The organism is Kitasatospora sp. NPDC059462 (genome assembly GCF_042749955.1).
Lineage (GTDB): Bacteria > Actinomycetota > Actinomycetes > Streptomycetales > Streptomycetaceae > Kitasatospora.
Genome location: NZ_JBHYUU010000101.1, coordinates 1 through 17,532, shown reverse-complemented (window position 1 = coordinate 17,532; position 17,532 = coordinate 1). Strand labels below are relative to the sequence as shown.

21 protein-coding genes are annotated in these 17,532 nt (G+C 74.4%); 6 read left to right on the top strand and 15 right to left on the bottom strand.

All coding sequences use genetic code 11. The features are described 5' to 3' along the window. Positions 1-33 precede the first annotated feature (33 nt). The 6 genes from ACFXAM_RS23720 to clpS all read right to left on the bottom strand — a co-directional run bounded on the left by ACFXAM_RS23720 (position 34) and on the right by clpS (position 3,839). Positions 34-312, bottom strand: coding sequence for a MoaD/ThiS family protein (locus tag ACFXAM_RS23720; RefSeq protein ID WP_350544771.1), 279 nt, complete (start codon positions 310-312; stop codon positions 34-36). 103 nt (positions 313-415) lie between these two features. Beyond that, positions 416-535: a putative leader peptide gene (locus ACFXAM_RS23715; RefSeq protein WP_380294229.1), complete on the bottom strand. Its 120-nt coding sequence runs from the start codon at positions 533-535 to the stop codon at positions 416-418. A 150-nt stretch (positions 536-685) separates the two neighbouring features. Next, positions 686-1,117, bottom strand: a complete 432-nt coding sequence (locus ACFXAM_RS23710; RefSeq protein ID WP_380294228.1) for a Mov34/MPN/PAD-1 family protein — start codon at positions 1,115-1,117, stop codon at positions 686-688. Between the two features lie 54 nt (positions 1,118-1,171). Further along, a complete protein-coding gene (locus tag ACFXAM_RS23705) occupies positions 1,172-2,629 on the bottom strand; it encodes an amino acid permease (protein WP_380294227.1) in 1,458 nt (485 codons plus the stop codon). Between the two features lie 243 nt (positions 2,630-2,872). Next, positions 2,873-3,457 carry a DUF2017 domain-containing protein gene (locus ACFXAM_RS23700; RefSeq protein WP_380294226.1) on the bottom strand — a complete coding sequence of 195 codons (585 nt, stop codon included), beginning with the start codon at positions 3,455-3,457 and terminating at the stop codon, positions 2,873-2,875. 88 nt (positions 3,458-3,545) lie between these two features. Next, positions 3,546-3,839, bottom strand: a complete 294-nt coding sequence (gene clpS, locus ACFXAM_RS23695) for an ATP-dependent Clp protease adapter ClpS (protein WP_350544761.1) — start codon at positions 3,837-3,839, stop codon at positions 3,546-3,548. 202 nt (positions 3,840-4,041) lie between these two features. Here clpS and ACFXAM_RS23690 point away from each other — a divergent pair, with 202 nt between their 5' ends. Both ACFXAM_RS23690 and ACFXAM_RS23685 read left to right on the top strand, forming a co-directional pair. Next, a complete protein-coding gene (locus tag ACFXAM_RS23690; RefSeq protein ID WP_380294225.1) occupies positions 4,042-5,358 on the top strand; it encodes a nicotinate phosphoribosyltransferase in 1,317 nt (438 codons plus the stop codon). A gap of 182 nt (positions 5,359-5,540) precedes the next feature. Further along, positions 5,541-6,131, top strand: coding sequence for an isochorismatase family protein (locus ACFXAM_RS23685; RefSeq protein WP_380294224.1), 591 nt, complete (start codon positions 5,541-5,543; stop codon positions 6,129-6,131). Between the two features lie 22 nt (positions 6,132-6,153). Here ACFXAM_RS23685 and ACFXAM_RS23680 read toward each other — a convergent pair whose 3' ends face one another. Beyond that, complete coding sequence (locus ACFXAM_RS23680; protein ID WP_380294223.1) at positions 6,154-7,182, bottom strand: hypothetical protein; 1,029 nt, start codon at positions 7,180-7,182, stop codon at positions 6,154-6,156. Between the two features lie 256 nt (positions 7,183-7,438). On the opposite strand from ACFXAM_RS23680, the gene ACFXAM_RS23675 reads away from it, so the two are divergent. Both ACFXAM_RS23675 and ACFXAM_RS23670 read left to right on the top strand, forming a co-directional pair. Continuing rightward, complete coding sequence (locus tag ACFXAM_RS23675; RefSeq protein ID WP_380294222.1) at positions 7,439-8,188, top strand: hypothetical protein; 750 nt, start codon at positions 7,439-7,441, stop codon at positions 8,186-8,188. 554 nt (positions 8,189-8,742) lie between these two features. Next, entirely contained in the window at positions 8,743-9,240 is a 498-nt protein-coding gene (locus ACFXAM_RS23670; protein WP_380294221.1) for an RNA polymerase sigma factor, read from the top strand. Positions 9,241-9,289: 49 nt separating this feature from the next. Here the strand turns inward: ACFXAM_RS23670 and ACFXAM_RS23665 are convergent, their stop codons facing one another. Next, entirely contained in the window at positions 9,290-9,865 is a 576-nt protein-coding gene (locus ACFXAM_RS23665; protein ID WP_380294220.1) for a DinB family protein, read from the bottom strand. Further along, complete coding sequence (locus tag ACFXAM_RS23660; RefSeq protein WP_380294219.1) at positions 9,862-10,344, bottom strand: winged helix-turn-helix transcriptional regulator; 483 nt, start codon at positions 10,342-10,344, stop codon at positions 9,862-9,864. The genes ACFXAM_RS23665 and ACFXAM_RS23660 overlap by 4 nt, the downstream gene beginning before the upstream one ends. Before the next feature lie 139 nt (positions 10,345-10,483). Between ACFXAM_RS23660 and ACFXAM_RS23655 the strand changes: the two genes are divergently transcribed. Both ACFXAM_RS23655 and ACFXAM_RS23650 read left to right on the top strand, forming a co-directional pair. Next, positions 10,484-11,131, top strand: a complete 648-nt coding sequence (locus ACFXAM_RS23655; protein WP_380294218.1) for an NAD(P)-dependent oxidoreductase — start codon at positions 10,484-10,486, stop codon at positions 11,129-11,131. 59 nt (positions 11,132-11,190) lie between these two features. Then, complete coding sequence (locus ACFXAM_RS23650; protein WP_380294217.1) at positions 11,191-11,784, top strand: GNAT family N-acetyltransferase; 594 nt, start codon at positions 11,191-11,193, stop codon at positions 11,782-11,784. On the opposite strand, the gene mycP is transcribed toward ACFXAM_RS23650, so the two are convergent. The 6 genes from mycP to ACFXAM_RS23620 form a co-directional block, all read right to left on the bottom strand. Further along, a complete protein-coding gene (gene mycP, locus ACFXAM_RS23645; RefSeq protein ID WP_380294216.1) occupies positions 11,775-12,965 on the bottom strand; it encodes a type VII secretion-associated serine protease mycosin in 1,191 nt (396 codons plus the stop codon). The genes ACFXAM_RS23650 and mycP overlap by 10 nt on opposite strands. A gap of 184 nt (positions 12,966-13,149) precedes the next feature. Further along, a complete protein-coding gene (locus ACFXAM_RS23640) occupies positions 13,150-14,679 on the bottom strand; it encodes a PPE domain-containing protein (RefSeq protein ID WP_380294215.1) in 1,530 nt (509 codons plus the stop codon). Continuing rightward, positions 14,676-15,128 carry a hypothetical protein gene (locus ACFXAM_RS23635; protein WP_380294213.1) on the bottom strand — a complete coding sequence of 151 codons (453 nt, stop codon included), beginning with the start codon at positions 15,126-15,128 and terminating at the stop codon, positions 14,676-14,678. Before ACFXAM_RS23635 ends, ACFXAM_RS23640 begins: the two co-directional genes overlap by 4 nt. Positions 15,129-15,222: 94 nt before the next feature. Further along, positions 15,223-15,939: an endonuclease V gene (locus ACFXAM_RS23630; RefSeq protein ID WP_380294212.1), complete on the bottom strand. Its 717-nt coding sequence runs from the start codon at positions 15,937-15,939 to the stop codon at positions 15,223-15,225. Positions 15,940-16,127: 188 nt separating this feature from the next. Further along, the gene (locus ACFXAM_RS23625; RefSeq protein ID WP_380294211.1) at positions 16,128-16,856 is read right to left on the bottom strand and encodes an RDD family protein; all 729 of its coding nucleotides are present in this window, start codon (positions 16,854-16,856) and stop codon (positions 16,128-16,130) included. Positions 16,857-16,947: 91 nt separating this feature from the next. Further along, positions 16,948-17,532, bottom strand: a 585-nt coding sequence (locus ACFXAM_RS23620) for an RDD family protein (protein ID WP_380294210.1), incomplete at its 5' end; no start/stop codon positions are given.

The following is a 17,532-nucleotide window of genomic DNA, read 5'->3' as shown; positions in this document are numbered from 1 at the left end:
CCGGGCGGTGCGCGGGGCGGGCCGGGCGGGTGGTCAGCGGGCGCCGCCGGCCACGGCGGGCAGGATGGTGACGCTGTCGCCGTCGGCGAGGGCGGTGGAGATGCCCTCCAGGAAGCGGACGTCCTCGTCGTTCAGGTAGACGTTGACGAAGCGGCGCAGCTCGCCGCCGTCCAGCAGACGGGCGGCGATGCCCGGGTGGCGGGCGTCGAGGTCGTGGAAGAGTTCCCCGAGGTTGCTGCCGGTGCCCTCGACGGCCTTGGCGCCGTCGGTGTAGGTGCGGAGGATGGTCGGGATGCGGACCTCGATGGCCATGGCTGCGCTCCTGTGCGAGTCGTGAGGTGGGTGGGCCGCAGTGGGCGCGGCAGGGCGTTGCGGCCCGGGGCGGTGGTGTCCGCGGGCGGGCCGGACGGGCGGCTCAGCGCGAGTGCGCCGGCGTGCCGGGACAGATGGCGCCGGCGTGCCGGCACAGGTCGATGTGCAGGCGCGCCACGAGGCGGGTGCCCGGGGCCTGGTTGCTCACATCGACGGAACGCATGGGCTCATCGTATAGATTCCCGGGGCCGCTCCTCCATGCCCGTCCCGTGATGCGGACGAGTCCGTCCCTCATCCCGAGACGGGCCGGGAAAGGCAACGGCCCGCCGACCGCTCGCGGGCGGTCGGCGGGCCTCGCCCAGGTGGGTGCGGGTCAGGCCGGGTAGGCCTCGACGACCTGGACGTCTTCCTCCGTGATCACGCCGTCCACGATGCGGAACGAGCGGAACTGGTACGGGTCGTCCGGGCCGTTGCCCTCGGCGGTCGAGACCAGGACGTAGTGGGCGTTCGGTTCGGAGGCGTAGCTCACGTCGGTGCGCGAGGGGTAGGCCTCGGTGGCGGTGTGCGAGTGGTAGACGATCACCGGCTCCTCGTCCCGGTCGTCCATCTCACGGTAGAGCTTGAGCAGGTCGCCCGAGTCGAACTCGTAGAAGGTGGGCGAGCGGGCCGCGTTGAGCATCGGGATGAACCGCTCGGGGCGGCCGCTGCCCTCCGGCCCCGCGACCACGCCGCAGGCCTCGTCCGGGTGGTCGGCGCGGGAGTGGGCGACGATCGCGTCGCGCAGTTCTCGGGTGATGGTCAGCATGGCGCCAGGATAGTCACGCCCCGGCGACGGATCGCCGGGGCGTCCGAGGCGCGGTCAGCGGGGGCCGGGGGTGCCGTCGTCCGGCACGTGCAGGTGGTCGTGGGCGACGGCGTGCACCGCGGCGGGGGTGCGGCGCCCGAGCCCGCGGTAGCCGGCCACCAGCAGCACGGCCCAGACCGGGAAGACGTACAGCGAGATCCGGTTGTCGCGGTCGAGGCCGATCAGCACGACCACCAGCGCGAGGAAGGCCAGCGCGGCCCAGCTGCTCCAGGCGCCGCCGGGGGCCTTGAACGTGGGCGGCGGCAGGTGGCCGCCCTTCCAGGCCCGGCGGTAGCGGATCTGGCAGATGAGGATCATCGCCCAGGTCCACAGGCCGCAGACGGTGGCGACCGAGGTGATGTACTCGAACGCCTTGGCCGGGACGAGGTAGTTGAGCACCACGCCGACGCCCATCAGCAGCGAGGAGACGGTGATCGCGGCGGCCGGGGTGCGGTGGGCGTTGAGCCGGGTGAGGCGTCCGGGGGCCTGGCCGCGCAGGGCGAGGTCGCGCAGCATCCGGCCGGTGGAGTACATGCCGGAGTTGCAGGAGGAGAGCGCGGCGGTGAGCACCACGAAGTTGATGATGCCGGCCGCGGCGGGGATGCCGATCTTGCCGAAGGTGGCGACGAACGGGCTGACGCCGGGCTGGAACTCGGTCCACGGGACGAGCGAGAGGATGATGACCAGGGCGCCGATGTAGAACAGCGCGATCCGCCACGGCAGGGTGTTGATGGCGCGCGGGAGGGTCTTCCTGGGGTTCTCGCTCTCGCCGGCGGTGACGCCGACGAGTTCGACGCCCAGGTAGGCGAACATGACGATCTGCAGGGTCATCACGGTGGCGCCGATGCCCTTGGGGAAGAAGCCGCCGTCCTGCCACAGGTGGGTGATCGACGCGGTGTCGCCGGCGTCGCTGAACCCGAGGGTGAGCACCCCGATGCCGATCAGGATCATGCCGATGATCGCGGTGACCTTGACCATGGAGAACCAGAACTCGATCTCGCCGAAGATCTTCACCGAGATCAGGTTGGCCCCGTAGAGCAGCACCAGGAAGCAGAGCGCGGACAGCCACTGCGGGATGTCCGGCGCCCAGAACTTCACGTAGACGGCCGCCGCGGTGGTTTCCGCCATGCCCGTGACAACCCAGAAGAGCCAGTACGTCCAGCCCGTCACGTAGCCGGCGAAGGGGCCGAGGAACTCCCGCGCGTACTCGGCGAAGCTGCCGGCCACCGGGCGGTAGGTGAGCAGTTCGCCGAGCGCCCGCATGATCGCGAAGATCACCACGCCGGCGACCGCGTAGGACAGGATCAGACTGGGGCCGGACTTCGAGATGGCGGTACCCGCGCCGAGGAACAGACCGGTGCCGATGGCGCCGCCGATCGCGATCATCTGGATCTGGCGGCTGCCCAGACCCCGGTGGTAGCCCTCGTCGTCCGGTCTGGCGTCGACGACCTCGTCGTAGAGCTGTTCGGCCATGCTGCACCGTCCTGGATGGGATGTCGCGGGTGGGAGTCGTGGGGGTGGGGAGCAGCAGTCGTACCACGCACGGTCCGGATAGCGGTGTCCATCTGAGCGATATTTGAGCATGCCCTGATAGGGTTTCGCCCGTTTTGGCCGGAAAAGCCCCGGCCGCTCGTCCACCATGCGGACGAGCGGCCGGGGCCTGCTCCGAACGGGGGAGCCCCGCTCCGGGGGCGCCCCGGAGCCTCGGCGGCGGGCTCAGCCGGCGATCGCCTCCAGCAGCGACTCCTGCAGCGCGCCGAGCCACAGGTAGGCCATCACCAGCGGCTTGCGGTCGTCGGTGTCCGGCAGGTCGTACAGGCCCCGCTCGTCGTCCTCGGTGACCTCCAGCCGCACGCCCAGGGTCAGCCGCAGGTCGTTGAGCGCGCCCAGCCAGCGCAGGCACGCGCCCGCGTCCAGGGTGACCAGGCCGCCCTCGCCGCCCAGGCCGTCCAGCGCCCGGACGACGTGCAGCGCGTCGTCGCGCTTGCGGGCCCGCAGGTCCAGCTCGGTGTAGCGGCGGAACTCCCCGGCGGCCTCCCGGGCCTCCGGGTCGGCCGGCCCGTCCGGGTCCCCGTAGGCGTCCGGGAAGAGCCGGGCCAGCGCCGGGTCCTCGGGCGCCCTGCTCGGCCCCTCGGCGAACAGCGCCGCCAGCGGATCGCCGGGGCCGTCCCCGTCGCCGCCCGGGCCGGGGCCGATCAGCTCCAGCATCTGCACTTCCAGCGAGCGCAGGATGGAGGCCTCCAGCTCGTCCAGCGCGAGCACCGCGCCCCCGGCGCCGGCACTCTCGAACAACCCAGCCATCGGTATCGGTCAGCCCGTCCTCGTCGGTTCCAGTGGTCCGCGGCCGCGCGGCCGCGGGTGCGGCCGCCCGGTGCGGCCGGCCGTGCGGTCAGTCGTGCTGCAGGGTCGCCCAGAGGCCGTAGCCGTGCATCGCCTGCACGTCGCGCTCCATCTCCTCGCGCGAGCCGCTGGAGACCACCGCCCGGCCCTTGGTGTGCACCTCCATCATCAGCTTCCGGGCCTTCTCCTTCGGGTAGCCGAAGTAGGCCTGGAAGACGTACTGGACGTAGCTCATCAGGTTGACCGGATCGTTGTGGACGATGGTGACCCACGGGGTGTCCGGCTCCGTCACCGGTACGCCCTCGACCTCCGGGCGCTCGATCTCCACGGGCGCGACACTCACCGCCGGATCCCTCCTGCCGCTCAGTTCGGTTCCCGGGTGACTCCCACCCGGCCTTCACGTGGCTTCCACGTGCCCCTCCAGCCCCATGCTGCCATCCGGGGGACCGGCGGGCGATTCCGCCCCCCGCCGCCGCGACGCGCTGGGCGGATCTCCGGCCCGAGAAATCGTCACATTGACGCTAAGGGGTAGTAGCATCATCCTCATGGACGCCACTTCCGTGCCCGCGGCCGGCTCGACCGCGCTGCTCACCGACCGCTACGAGCTCACCATGCTGCAGGCCGCCCTGCGCAGCGGGGCGGCGCACCGCCGCTCCGTCTTCGAGGTGTTCACCCGCCGGCTGCCCGCCGGCCGGCGCTACGGCGTGCTGGCCGGCACCGGCCGGGTGCTGGACGCGGTGGAGGACTTCCGCTTCACCTCCGCCCAGCTCGACTGGCTCTCCGACGGGCGGGTGGTCGACGAGGACACCCTGCGCTTCCTCGCCGACTACCGGTTCACCGGCGACATCCACGGCTACCCCGAGGGCCAGGTCTACTTCCCCGGCTCGCCGCTGCTCACCGTCGAGGGCAGCTTCGCCGAGGCGGTGATCCTGGAGACGGTGATCCTCTCGATCCTCAATCACGACTCCGCGATCGCCGCCGCCGCCTCCCGGATGACCTCCGCGGCCGGCGGGCGCCCGGTGATCGAGATGGGCGCCCGGCGCGCCCACGAGCGGGCCGCCGTCTCCGCCGCCCGCGCCGCGTACGTGGCCGGCTTCGCGGCCACCTCCGACCTGGAGGCCGGGTTCACCTACGGCATCCCGACCACCGGGACCGCCGCGCACGCCTTCACCCTCGTCCACGACAGCGAGCGGGACGCCTTCCGGGCGCAGATCGACTCGATGGGCCGGGGCACCACCCTGCTGGTCGACACCTTCGACCTGCGCGAGGCCGTGCGCACCGCCGTCGAGGTGGCCGGCCCCGAGCTGGGCGCCGTGCGGATCGACTCCGGCGACCTCACCCTGCTCGCGCACCGGGTCCGCCGCCAGCTCGACGAGCTCGGCGCCACCGGCACCCGAATCATCGTCACCTCCGACCTCGACGAGTACGCGATCGCCGCGCTCGCCGCCGCCCCGGTGGACGGCTACGGCGTCGGCACCAGCCTGGTCACCGGCAGCGGCGAGCCGACCTGCGCGATGGTCTACAAGCTGGTCGCCCGCGCCGCCGGCGAGGACGGCCCGCTGGTCCCGGTCGCCAAGCGCGCGGCCGGCGGCAAGACCAGCATCGGCGGGCGCAAGTGGGCGGCCCGGCGGCCCGACGCGGACGGCGTCGCCGAGGCCGAGGTCGTCGGCACCGGACCCGTCCCGGACGCGCTGGCCCCGCACCTGCTGCAGGTGCCGCTGGTCAAGGCCGGCGAGGTGGTCGGCCGGGAGCCGCTGGAGGCCGCGCGCGAGCGGCACGGCCGGGTCCGGGCGGCGCTGCCGCTGTCGGCCACCCAGCTCTCCAAGGGCGACCCGGTGCTGGCGACCGAGCTGCACGTGTGACGGCTCCGCACGGGCGGTGGCCGTTCGTGGACGGGGGAAGGGCCGGGCCCGCCCCGGGCCTTCCGCCCCCGGATGCCACTGCCTACAGTCGACCGTAGAGTTCCCCCGTACGGACCGTGAGTCCCCCTCACGTCCCCCTCCGCGTCCTCCGCAGGACCCCACCAGACCGAGGAATGCCAGCCATGCACCGGGCACTGATCGTCGTCGACGTGCAGAACGACTTCTGCGAGGGCGGCAGCCTGGCCGTCGCCGGCGGGGCCGAGGTGGCCGCCGCGATCACCGATCTCATCGCCGAGTCGGCGCCCGGTTACCGGCACATCCTCGCCACCCGCGACAACCACATCGACCCGGGCGACCACTTCTCCGACCACCCCGACTACGTGCACAGCTGGCCGGTGCACTGCGTGGCGGGCACCGAGGGGGTCGGCTTCCACCCCAACTTCGCCCCGTCCGTCACCTCCGGCGCGATCGAGGCGGTCTTCGACAAGGGCGCCTACGCGGCGGCGTACAGCGGCTTCGAGGGCGTGGACGAGAACAGCCGGGGCCCCGCCGAGTGGCTGCGCGAGCGTCAGGTCACCGAGGTGGACGTGGTCGGCATCGCCACCGACCACTGCGTCCGGGCCACCGCGCTGGACGCGGTGCGGGCCGGGTTCACCACCCGGGTGCTGCTCGACCTGACCGCCGGGGTGGCCGCGCCGACCACCGCCGCCGCGCTGGACGAGCTGCGGGCGGCCGGGGTGGAACTGGTCGGCACGCCGGTCGTCGGGGGCTGAGCGCCGGGATCCGGCTCCCGGCTCAGTGCTCGGTGACCAGCAGCTCCACCACGTCGGTCCCGCCCAGCCGGAGCGCCTCGCGCAGCTCGGCGCCGACCGCGTCCGCGTCCTCGGCCAGCCGGGCGCCGCGGACGCGGACCACCCGCACCCCCAGGTACTCCATCCGGTGCCGGCCGCCGCGCACCCAGGCCGCCTCGCCGTCGCCGACGCAGCGCAGCTCCGAGTCGACCTCGACCGCCACCCCCGCCGAGGGCCAGTAGAGGTCCGGCACGGCGACGAAGGTGCCGCCGCGCATCCGCAGCTCGGGGCCGGTCAGCGGGACGGGCAGCAGCCACTCGTCCACCAGCTCGCCGACCCGCTCCAGCATCCGGTCCCGCTCGGCGGCCAGCAGGCCGTCCAGCACGGCCCGCACCCGGGGGTCGGCGGTCAGCCCGCACTCGGCCAGCTCCGTGGCCAGCTCGCCCACCGGGCAGCGGAGCTCGGGACGGCGGACGGCCTCGCAGAGCACCTCCCGGACCGGGGCCGGACCGGCCGCTCCCCCGCCGTCCCGGTCGCCGGACGTCCACTCCCCCAGCGCGTCGGCGACCGCCCGGGCCACCGGCGCGCAGGCCAGCCCGTGCACCGAGCGCGCCACCAACTCCCGTTCGGTGCGCCGGATCCGCACCTCCCCGGCGTCCTTCAGCCGGCGCTGGCGGGGCACCAGCACGTCCACCCCGGTGACGGCGGGCAGCCGGGGCACCGCGGCGAAGCCGTACAGCGCGAGCGCGGCCGTGCCGGTGATCACCGCCCCCGCGCGGCGGCCCTCCTCCCGGCCGTTCTGCGCCGCGTAGAGCAGCGCCGCCCACATCCGCTGCTCCGGCGAGGGGTCGCCGGACTGCAGCAGGTAGACCCGGGGCAGCAGCCGCTGCCAGGGACCGCCGCGGCGGCAGTGCTCGCCGATGATCCGGGCCGGCACACCCCGGGCGCGCAGCTGGCCGGCGGTGAGGACGTTCTGCTGACGGCGCGCCAGTTCCTCCAGGGACGGCGGCGGCACGGGAATGCGGTAGCTCATGCCGACACCATCCCCAAGGTCCCGGAGCGAGTCGCGGCCGCCTGACGCACTGTTACCCAACCGTCGTGAAACCGGGATCAGGCCGCACTAAAGTCCTCATACCCTCACCCATTCGGAGGAATGGGTGATCAGCTGCTTGTCATATCTGATCATCTTCGATCGGCCACCAGGCCGTCTGACCCTGCGTGATCAAGCACATACGGCGAAGTCACCTCCGGGCGTCACTCCAGCCCGCCGGATTGCCTACCCTTAGTACATGTCACGTGACGAGACCGCCGGCCTCCGCGCGGCCCAGCTCCGCCTCGGACGCCTGCCCGGATACGTCCGCCGGCCGGACCCGGCCCGCCGCAGCGGCGCACAGGGCCATACCTACAAGAAGGGATGGGAGGTCCGCTTCACCGCACGCAGCGAGGCGGAGATAGCGGAGATCCGCGACCTGGTGGTCGCCGCCGGGTTCGCCCCCGCCCGCCCCTTCTTCAAGGGCCACCAGCTGATCCAGCCCGTCTACGGAATGGCCGCCGTCCAGGCGTACCTGGCCGCTAGACAGGCGGCCGAGGAACAGGCGGCGCGCACCGCCCACGGGCGGGCCCGGCGGGGCTCCGGGGCGGCACGCCTCCGGACCGCCGCCAAGGCCGCGCACGAGGCCGCACACGAGGGTGCCCGCGAGGCCGTGCGCACGGCCGCCCACGACGCCGTCCACGAGGAACAGGAGGCCCAACAGGCCCAGCAGACCGAGGAGATCCCACAGACCCGGCAGGACGCCGGACGGGCGGGCGTGGAGCACGCGACCGCCGAGCACGGGGCCGCGGACGCCCGGGGCCGGGAGCACGAGCGGGAGCGACTGACCGCCGCCACGGAGGCGGCCGGGACCGCAGGGGCCGCGGCTGCGGCGGCCGCGCGACTCGTCCGCCGCCGGGCGGTCGAGGCGTTCCCCGCCCAGCTCGCCCGGGGCACCTCGCCGGACGACCGGATCACCCCCGCGGAGAGCCGCCGCACGAGCTCCTGACAGTTCGTCAACTTTCAGCTCGCACACGGCGTTACGCCGTCGAAGGGCCGGGCACGCGGGACGCGTGCGACGGGGCCGGCCCATCATCCCACCCCCTCCCGGGGGGCACCCGCCGGCAGGCCCGCCCGCGGCTGCGCCGCAGCCCGGCACGGCCCGTCGCACCCCGGGGCGGCGCGCGGACGGTGGTGCGCCCGGTGGTGCGGGCGCGGCTTCGCGCCGCAGACGTGGACGAGAACCGCCGGACCGCTTACGGTGGCACATCACACCCTCCACGGTGGCGTGCCGACCGGCCGCCACCGTCGGCCGCGCCACCCCGCTGACCGGCCACAACGCTCCGCACCCACGCCTCTGACACCACTGCGCACCACTCCCCGCCCGTCCGCCACCGCCGCACCGCCCGCCGACCCTCCGGCCGGCCACCGCCGGAACCGGCCGAGCGGCGGCGCCTTCCGGGCAATCCAGTCGATTGGTAACCCAGCGCACCGAGCGCCTACCGTAGAGTGAGCACAGATGATCGACCGTCAGAAGCCCATCTCACTTGCCGAGAAGCCGAGATGACCCAACGTCATGACAGCACCGCCGAGCCGCCGCCAGCGGCCGGTGAACCCGCCGTACCGCTGGAGTTCGCGGCGTTCTGCGAGCTGCACCGACCGCGGTACCTCAGCTATGCCCGGGTCTGGCTGCCCGACCCGGACCGGGCGGCCGGTGCCGTCCAGCAGGCGTTCGCCGAAATCGCCGTCCAGTGGCGCGAGTTGCTGGGAAGCTCCAACCCCACCGCGCACGCCTGGCAGATCCTGCGCGACACCGTCGGCGAGCACACCCGGCGGAGCGGCCCGCCCTCCGGCCACGCCGACGAGCGCGACCAGCCCGACGGCCCGCACCGGCCCGGCGCCCAGGACCGGCCGGGCCGGCCCGCCGACGACGACCTCGCCATCCTGCACTACGTCGTCGGCCTCGCCGCCCCGGAGATCGCCGACGTCATCGGCACCGACACCGCCAGCGTGGCCGGCCGGCTCCGCCGCACCATGCTGCGCGAGGCCTCCGGGTGGTGAACCCCGGACCGGGGCGGCCGTGAGCCGGTGACCCCCCTCGCCGGCTCCCTCAGACCCGCTCACCCGTGACGTCGTACAGGTGGTGGACCGGGTCGTGGATCAGGTAGCGGGAGAACGACTCCACCGTGAAGCGCGCCCCGTCGCTCCGGTTGCCGGTACGCCCCCACTGCGCGCCCGACACCCCCGCGAACGCCGCCGCCAGCACCTGCGCCGCCTCCTCCAGCTCCCCCGCCACCACGGCCGGCCGCTGCTCGCCGTACCGCTCGGCGACGGCCGTCTCGTCCTGGTCCCAGTTGGGGAACAGCGGGTCGTCCTCCTCCAGGATCAGGTTCAGCCGGACATGGAACAGCCGGAAGACGTCCCGGACGTGGCACGCGTATTCGAGGTCCGACCAGATCTCCGGCCGCGGACGGCGGCGCAGCGCCTCCGGGTCCCCGGCCAGCACCCGCACCCAGCCCGCCGCGTTGGCCCGGATCATCCCGGCCACGTCCTCCCGGACGACCGCGCCGGCGTCCAGCCCGCAGTCCGCGCAGGGGCGCTCCAGCACCCACGTCCAGTCCTTGGTGTCGGGGACGATCGCGTCGTCGCCGGCCGTGGCACCGCTGCTCTGCTCCGAAGTGGTCATGCGCCCAGGATGACCGCGCCCGCACCGCCCCCACCAGCGGCTTCGCCGCCAGCGGGCACCGAAATCCTGCCAGCGCCGTCCTCCCCGGCGCCCTCCGGGGCCCGCGCGCCCTCCGCGGCCTCCCGGGCGGCGAGCAGCTCGGCCAGGTTCGCCCGGCTCCAGTCGCACACCGCGTCCATCGGCCCCAGCAGCGTCCGGCCGAGCGGCGTCAACGCGTACTCCACCCGCGGGGGGTTCTCCGCGTACTCCGTCCGGCTGACGACACCGTCGTGCTCCATCGACCGCAGCGACTCCGCGAGCACCTTCGCGGTGATGCCGGTCAGCGGCACCCGCAGCTCCGAGAACCGGCGCGGACCGCCCTCCAGGCAGCGCACGATCCGCCACGCCCACTTCCTGCTGCCCAGCACGGGGACCCGCTGCACCGGGCAGTGCGGGTCGAAGAAGTCCGGCGGTAACGGTGCGGGCACGGTCCGAGTCATGCCCCGACGGTAACCGAACGGGCTTGCCCGCCGGTACCGTTGAAGTAACCGGCACCCCCCGTTCTACCGTCACGGCGACGGCGGGCGGCGATCGGCGCCCCCGCCCCTGCCCCGCCACCGGCGGACGGACGGAGAACCCGTGAACCCCACCATCGATGTCATCGTGTTCGGCGCCGGCGGCCAGGTCGGCCGGGCCGTGGTCGCCGAGGCCCGCCGGCGCGGCCTGACCGTCACCGCCGCCGTCCGCTCCCCCGAACGGCACGCCGACCTCGCCGGCCCCGGGACCACCCTCGTCCGCTGCGACGTCACCGACCCCGACGCCGTCGCCACCGCCGCCCTCGGCCACGCCGCCGCCGTCAGCACCGTCCACACCCCCGACGTCCCCTCCGGGGCCTTCTACCCCGCCGCGGCCCGCGCCCTGGTCACCGGCCTCGCCGCCGCCGGTGTCCACCGGCTCGTCCACGTCGGTGTCGCCACCACCCTGGAGACCGCCCCCGGCGTCGCCGTCCACGACGACCCGGCCTTCCCGGAGGCCCACCGCGCCTTCTCCCTCGGCCACGCCGCCGCCCTGGACCTCCTCCGGGACTCCCCCGCCGGCCTCGACTGGGTCGTCGTCACCCCGCCCCTGGACCTCGACCGCACCGCCCCCGGCACCGGCCGCTACCGGACCGGCGGCCCGCAGGTCCTCGGCACGCGGATCGCCCAGGCCGACCTCGCCGCCGCCGTCACCGACCAGCTCGCCGGCCCGGCCGCCCGCCACCGTGAGCAGATCGCCGTCGCCGAGTGAACCGCCCGGCGGGTAAAACCGGTGGAGGGAGCGGAGCGGTCCGGTCCACCCTGGACACCATGCCGAACCCCGCCCCCGACCCCCGGGCCGCCTTCGACCCCGGTGCGCTCGCCCGCAAGCCCACCCTGCCCGGCGCCACCGTCACCCTCGTCCCGCTCGCCGCCCGGCACACCGACGCCATGTGGCGGTTCACCGACGACGAGGAGACCAACCGCCTCACCGGCACCCGGCGGGCCTTCACCCAGGACGAGATCCGCCACTGGTGCACCACCCGCCCCGACCAGCGCGACCGCCTCGACCTCGCCGTCGAGGACCGCGCCACCGGCCGCTTCCTCGGCGAACTCGCCCTCAACGACGTCGACGTCGACAACGCCTCCGCCCACTACCGGATCGCCCTCACCCCCGACAGCACCGGCCGGGGCATCGGCACCGAGGCCACCCTCCTGCTCCTGCGCCACGCCTTCGGGACCGTCCGCCTCCACCGCGTCGAACTGGAGGTCTACGCCTACAACCCGCGCGCCACCCGCGTGTACGAGAAGGCCGGCTTCCGCCACGAGGGCCGCGCCCGCCAGGCCCACCACTGGGCCGGCGAGTACCACGACGTCCTCCGGATGGCCGCGCTGCGGCCCGAGTGGCTCGCCGCTCACCCCTGATGCGGCGGCCACTGCTGCGGCGGTGGTGGATACCCCGGGTACCCCGCCGCCGCAGCAGCGGCAGCGGCGGCCCGCTCCCGGCGGCGCCGCCCGCGCACCACCAGCAGCACCCCCACCGCGACGCCCACCAGCACCACGCCCGCGAGCGCCGCCGCACCCCTCAGCACCCACGTCACACCGCGGTTCTCCTGGTTCGCGGGCACGGTCACCGGCGGCGGCGAGTCCCACTCCTCCTCGGCCGGCGGCACGGACGGAGCCGCCTGCGCCTCCGCCCGCCCGGCCAGCGGGTTCTCCCGAGGCCCCCCGTCCACCGCCGGATTCGCCTCCAGCGCCTTCGCCGGTGACAACACCCCGTACCCGTAGCGGTTGTTCGGCACCGCCGAGCCGTCCGCAGGCGGGGTGGCGGACTTGATCATCCGGTTGATGACCTGCCCGGCGGAGAGGTCCGGGTACTTCGCCCGGATCAGCGCGGCGGTGGCGGAGACGTAGGCGGTGGCGTCGGAGGTGCCGTTGGCGACGCCGTGCGCACTCGTGGACTTGGCAGTCGCCCGGGGGATCTCGGCGCCCGGCGCCACCACAGTGGTCTCGGGGCCGGAGCTCGACTTGCTCCAGACCTGGCCGTTCCGGTCCACCGCACCGACCGCGACGACCCCGGGGAAAGCGGCCGGATACTCCACGGGACCGCCCGTGTCACCACTGTTGCCCGTACCCGCGACGAGGACCACGTCCTTGTCCACCGCGTACTTGACCGCCGCGCGCTCCTCGGGGTCCTGCCCGGTACGCCCGCTGATGGACATGTTGACGACCTGCGCGCCATGGTCGACGGCGTAGCGGATCGCCTTGGCGACCTGCGACCGGGACGCGGGTTGGTCCTCTCCGAACGAGATCCGGATCGGGAGGATCTTGGTCTTCGGCGCCAGGCCCATGATGCCGGCTCCTGTTCCACGGCCGTGGCCGGCGATGAGGCTCGCCATACCGGTGCCGTGGCCGTTGGTGTCCACCGTGCCGTCGGTGTTCTCGCCGGTGAGGTCCACCCCGGCGAGCACCTGACCCGTCAGATCCTGGTGGTCCTTCAGCACGCCGCTGTCGATGACGGCGACCGTCACGCCCTCGCCCTGCGAGACCGGCCAGACCGTCGACTCCGCGCGGTATGCCGCCAGGGGCCACTGGGAGTCTCGCACGCTGTCAGCACGAGCCGGCCCTGCGGCCACCGTTGCCAGCAGTCCACCCGCCAGCAGCACGGCCGCCCCACGGCTCAGACGCCAGCTCCTCAAGTCCCGCCACCCCACTCAGCGCAGAGATCGCCCCGCGGCCCGGACGGCCACGGGGCAACCGATCGATTCGCCCGGCCCCGAAGGGCGAGCGTCATTCCACCACGTTCGGATTGACGGGTTCGTCCGACACCCAGGTCTCCTCGTCCTCGACGAGGTAGTCGGGACGGGCCCGCCGCTTCTCGTCGTCCTTCCTGCCTCGGTCGGCGCTGCCCAGCGGAACCATGGGGGTCTGTGTCAGAGGGCCGCCCGAACCAGCTGCACCTGTCTCCGGCCGGATACGCCCCCGCGCGCCCAAGCCGGATCCGCCCTCGGTGAATGCCTGCTTGCCTCCGCCGCTCTTGCCGGACCGGTCCCCGATCCCCACGACCGTGCCTCCGGGATGACCGGCTGCGCCCTCAGCTCCGCCCCGTCCCCGGACGGAGCCCGCGCCGACAGACCCGCTGCCCGCACCGGGCATGCCCTCGGCGCCGAAGATCGCACCACTGCGGCCCGCACCGGCCCGGCCCGGTGCCCCCTCTCGGCCTCCGCGCACAACCTCCGGACCGGCTTGCCCGCTCCAGCCGGCACCGGGAACCTGACCCTGCCTGCCGACGGAGCCGAAGGACTGCGGAATCCCGTTCGGCTGGGACGATCCGCCCCCGGGACCACCTTGCGGTGCCACAGGTTGCACGACGGGGCTGTGGGGCAGAGGTTGGCTTCCGCCGCTCCCCGGCGATCCGAGGATCGACGTACCACTCCCCACGGACGCCGCCGGTGTCGGTACGGCGGCCGTGCCGTCCACAACGGTCCCGGCTCCGAACTTCGCCGGCACGGCCTTGGGCGGCGGCAACGCGACGCCGCCCTTGACCCCGGGGTCGGAGGGGGCCGACGGTGTCTTCGACAACGACGGGCTCGGCCCCTGCGGGTTCGAGCGTCCCTCTGCACCGCCGCTCCGGGGGCTCGCCACCGCCCCTTCCCGCGGGCGGGACACCGGCACGGCGCCCGTGCCGACGTTGCCGACCCCTACGCCGCTGAGGAAGCCTCCCACGGCCGCATAACCACTCGCGCCCGCGTCACCCGGCTCCGTGATGTCATCGACCGGATTCGAGGCCCCCGGCTTCGGGGGCTGCCCCGGGGGTGGTGGGGGCTTCAGCATCGGGGTGGCGGTCCGGTAGTGCATGGCGAGGGTCTGCAGGACGGTGGCGGCCTCGCCCTTCCGCTGGTCGGCGATGGCCGTGCGGGAGTCCTCGTCGTCGGCACCGAAGAGGGAGGAGACGGTGTCACTCACGCCGTCCTTGACCTGCGCCCAGCCGCTGGGCTCCTCGGGCATGTCGCGCTTGGCCTTGGCCATGGCCTCGGAGACCGCCTTGAGCGTGTTGGCGGCGTCGTTGGCGTAGGAGGCGGTGGTGTTGATGGTGGCGGCGAGGTGGAGCATGCGGGCGTGGAAGGCGTCGCTGGTGCTGCCCTCCCACGAGGTGGCGGCCTCGGTGCTGGCGCGGGTGAGGGTGGCGCGGATGGCCTTGAGGGTGTCGGCGGCGCGGCGCCAGGGGTCGGCGGCGGCCATCACCTCGCCGGGGTTGAGGGCCTGGACCATCCGGCGGAGTTCGGCGTGGCTGTAGGCGCCGAAGTCGGTGTACGTCATCGGACGCCCTTCCCGTCGTCGTGCCGGGCCGGCGCGGTGGTCCGGGCGTAGGCGCCGTAGCTGGCGGCGGAGGGGTTGGCCACCGACCAGCCGTCGTCGGCGAGCTTCAGACCGCCCTTGGTCCGGCGCTCCTGTTCCTCGTAGTTGGTCGCCGTGAGCTCGGCCTTCTTCTGGGCGTCGTCGACGGCGTCCTGGAGCTGGTTGAGGACGTCGCGCAGACCGTCGCGCATGGTCTGGTAGCGGCTGCGCAGTTCGGCGGCCTCGGCGAAGGGGCCGAGCGCGTTGGGGCCGATGCCACTGCTGCCGTGGGCCGTGTTGCCGTCGGCGTGGTGCTGGAACTCGGCGAGCAGCAGCCGCACTTGGGCCGCGAAGGCGCGCAGCTGTTCGACTTCGACGCGGTAGCCGCGCCCCGCCCCGCCGGTCGATCCCGTTCCGTTCCCCGTTGCCACTGCGGCGCCTCCCCCGTGCGTCCGGCCGGTGTGTCGTTGACGGTTCTGGTGAGCGAGTCATGTCTAACACACGACCCGCTCCCCTGGTGGGCCGTCAGTTCACGTCCGGTGTGCGGCCGGTCGCGGCGAGGGCGCGGCGGCAGAGCGAGTCGGCGTGCCGGGTGGTCTCGGGCAGGCGGTAGCGGGGGGTGAGGGCGAGGACGGTCCCGACGGCCTCGGCGAGGCCGATGCGGTGGCCGACCGAGACGAAGACGGGTTTGACGCCGGTCCGGGTGCGCAGGGCGCGGCCGACCTCCTCGCCGGTGGCCGGGTCGGTGAGCGGGGCCGAGTCGCCGCGGGCGGGGCCGGGGTCGCGGTGGTCGAAGGTGAACGGGGTCTTGGCGACGCCGAGGGTGCGCAGTCCGGTGAGGACGCCGAGGTGGCTGGCGAGGCCGAGGCGGCGCGGGTGGGCCAGGCCGTAGCCGTCGCAGACGACGGTGCCGGGGCGGTGGGTGAGGGCGGCGAGGGCGTCGAGGACGGCGGGGAGTTCGCGGAAGGCGAGCAGGCCGGGGATGTAGGGGAAGGCGACGCGTCCGGTGGCGGTGGTCTCCTCGACGACGGCGAGGGTGTCGCGGTCGAGGACCACGGCGGCCGCGACGACGAGGTCGCGGGCGTCGTCGTAGGCGACGTCGACGCCGGCGATCAGCCGGTCGTCGCCGTCCGGGCCGGCGGCGGTGCCGATGGCGCCGGTCGGGCGGACGAGCGGGCGCAGGCGGGCCTGTTCGGCGAGCGCCTCGGCCTCGGTGGTGGGCCAGTCGGCGGGGACGGGCACGGCGGTTCCCCCTGGGGTGCGCGGAGCGGTGGTGCGGTCGGGCCCACCGTACCGAGCGGGGCGGACGGGTCCCGGGGGCGCGTCCGCGGGCGTACGCCCCGTGCGCCCCGCATGCCCCGCACGCGGCCGGCCGGCGCGCGGAGTTGCCGCACGCCGGCCGGGAGCACGGGAAGGCCCGGTCCGCCGGTTCAGGCGGTGGAGACCACCACCGTCTTCGCCGCCTTGTCGTGGATGCACTGCCGGTAGGGCTTGTCGAAGACGCCGAACAGGCCGTCGATGAGCCACCAGAGCCCGGCGCAGCAGAGCACGGCGGGCAGGATGAAGACCGCCGCCCTGGTCCAGGCGGCGGACTGGGTCGGGGAGTTGCCGTCGACGAGCATGGCGACCCGGATCTTCATGGCCTTCTTGCCGAGGGTCTGCCCGTCCCGGCCGAGCATGACGCCCTCGTAGACGAGGTAGAGCGCGCAGGCGAGCCAGAAGGCGCCGGCCGAGCCGGAGCGGTCGGTGAGGCTGGCGAACGGCAGGACCAGGAGCAGGGCGACGGCCTGCACCAGCAGGTAGTCGATCAGCCGGGCGAGGATCCGGTTGGGCCAGCTGCCGAGCGGGGGCATGCCGGGGACGGGTCCGCCGCCGGGCGCACCGTACCCGGCGGGGCCGTAGCCGGGCGGGGGCTGGTCGTAGGGCGACCGGCCGTAGGGGTTCTGCCCGTAGGGAGCGCCGGAGGGAGCGCCGCCGTAGGTGCCGCCGTACGCGCCGGGGCCGTCACCGGCGGGCGGCGGGGTGGCGGAGGGCGGGGTGCCGTACGGGTCCGACGGCGTACCTTCCGGCGTGCCGCCGCCCGACTGCGGGGGCTGCTTGCCGAAGGAGGGCTTGCCGCCCCCCTCCGGCTCGGGGCCTGAGGGGTCGTAGGTGCTCATGACCCGAGTAGAACATCACACATTGTACGAACTTGGGATATTGACTCCGTTTTGTCCGACCGGGACCACCGGGGGTGAGGCCGAGGGAGCCTCAGTGCCGGACGACCCGGGTGCGGGCCGCCCGGTCGTGCCAGCCGCGCCGCGCCGGGCGGTCGAACAGCGGCCAGAACAGCCCGGCCGGCAGCAGCATCGAGAGCTGCCGGACCAGCCACCGGACCAGGGAGCGGCCGATCCCCGGACGGGCCGGAGCGCCGCCCGCCGCCGTCCGGCCCACCGCGACCACCCGGATCCGGGCGAGCCGCTTGCCGAAGGTCTGGCCGGTGCGGGCGGTCGGCAGGACCTCGTAGAGCAGGCCCACGAACAGCAGGATGCCGAGCAGGACGGCGGCCTTGCCGACCACCGTGCCGTCGACCAGCCAGACGTCGATCTGGCGGTGGGTGAGCCGGCTGGCCATCCGGGCCCGGTCCAGCTTGCGCTGGAGGTGCGCCTCGACCGAGCGGCCGAGCGGGACGCCCGCGGCGACGGCGACCACGGCCAGCACGGCGGTGTCGACCAGCCGGGCGGCGAGGCGGCGGCCGAGCCCGGCGGGCTGCTGCTGCGCCGCCGCCGCGGCGCGACGGCGCGGGGCGGCGGGCCGGGGGGCGGGGGGTGGGGGACGGGCTGCTGGGCGCCGTCG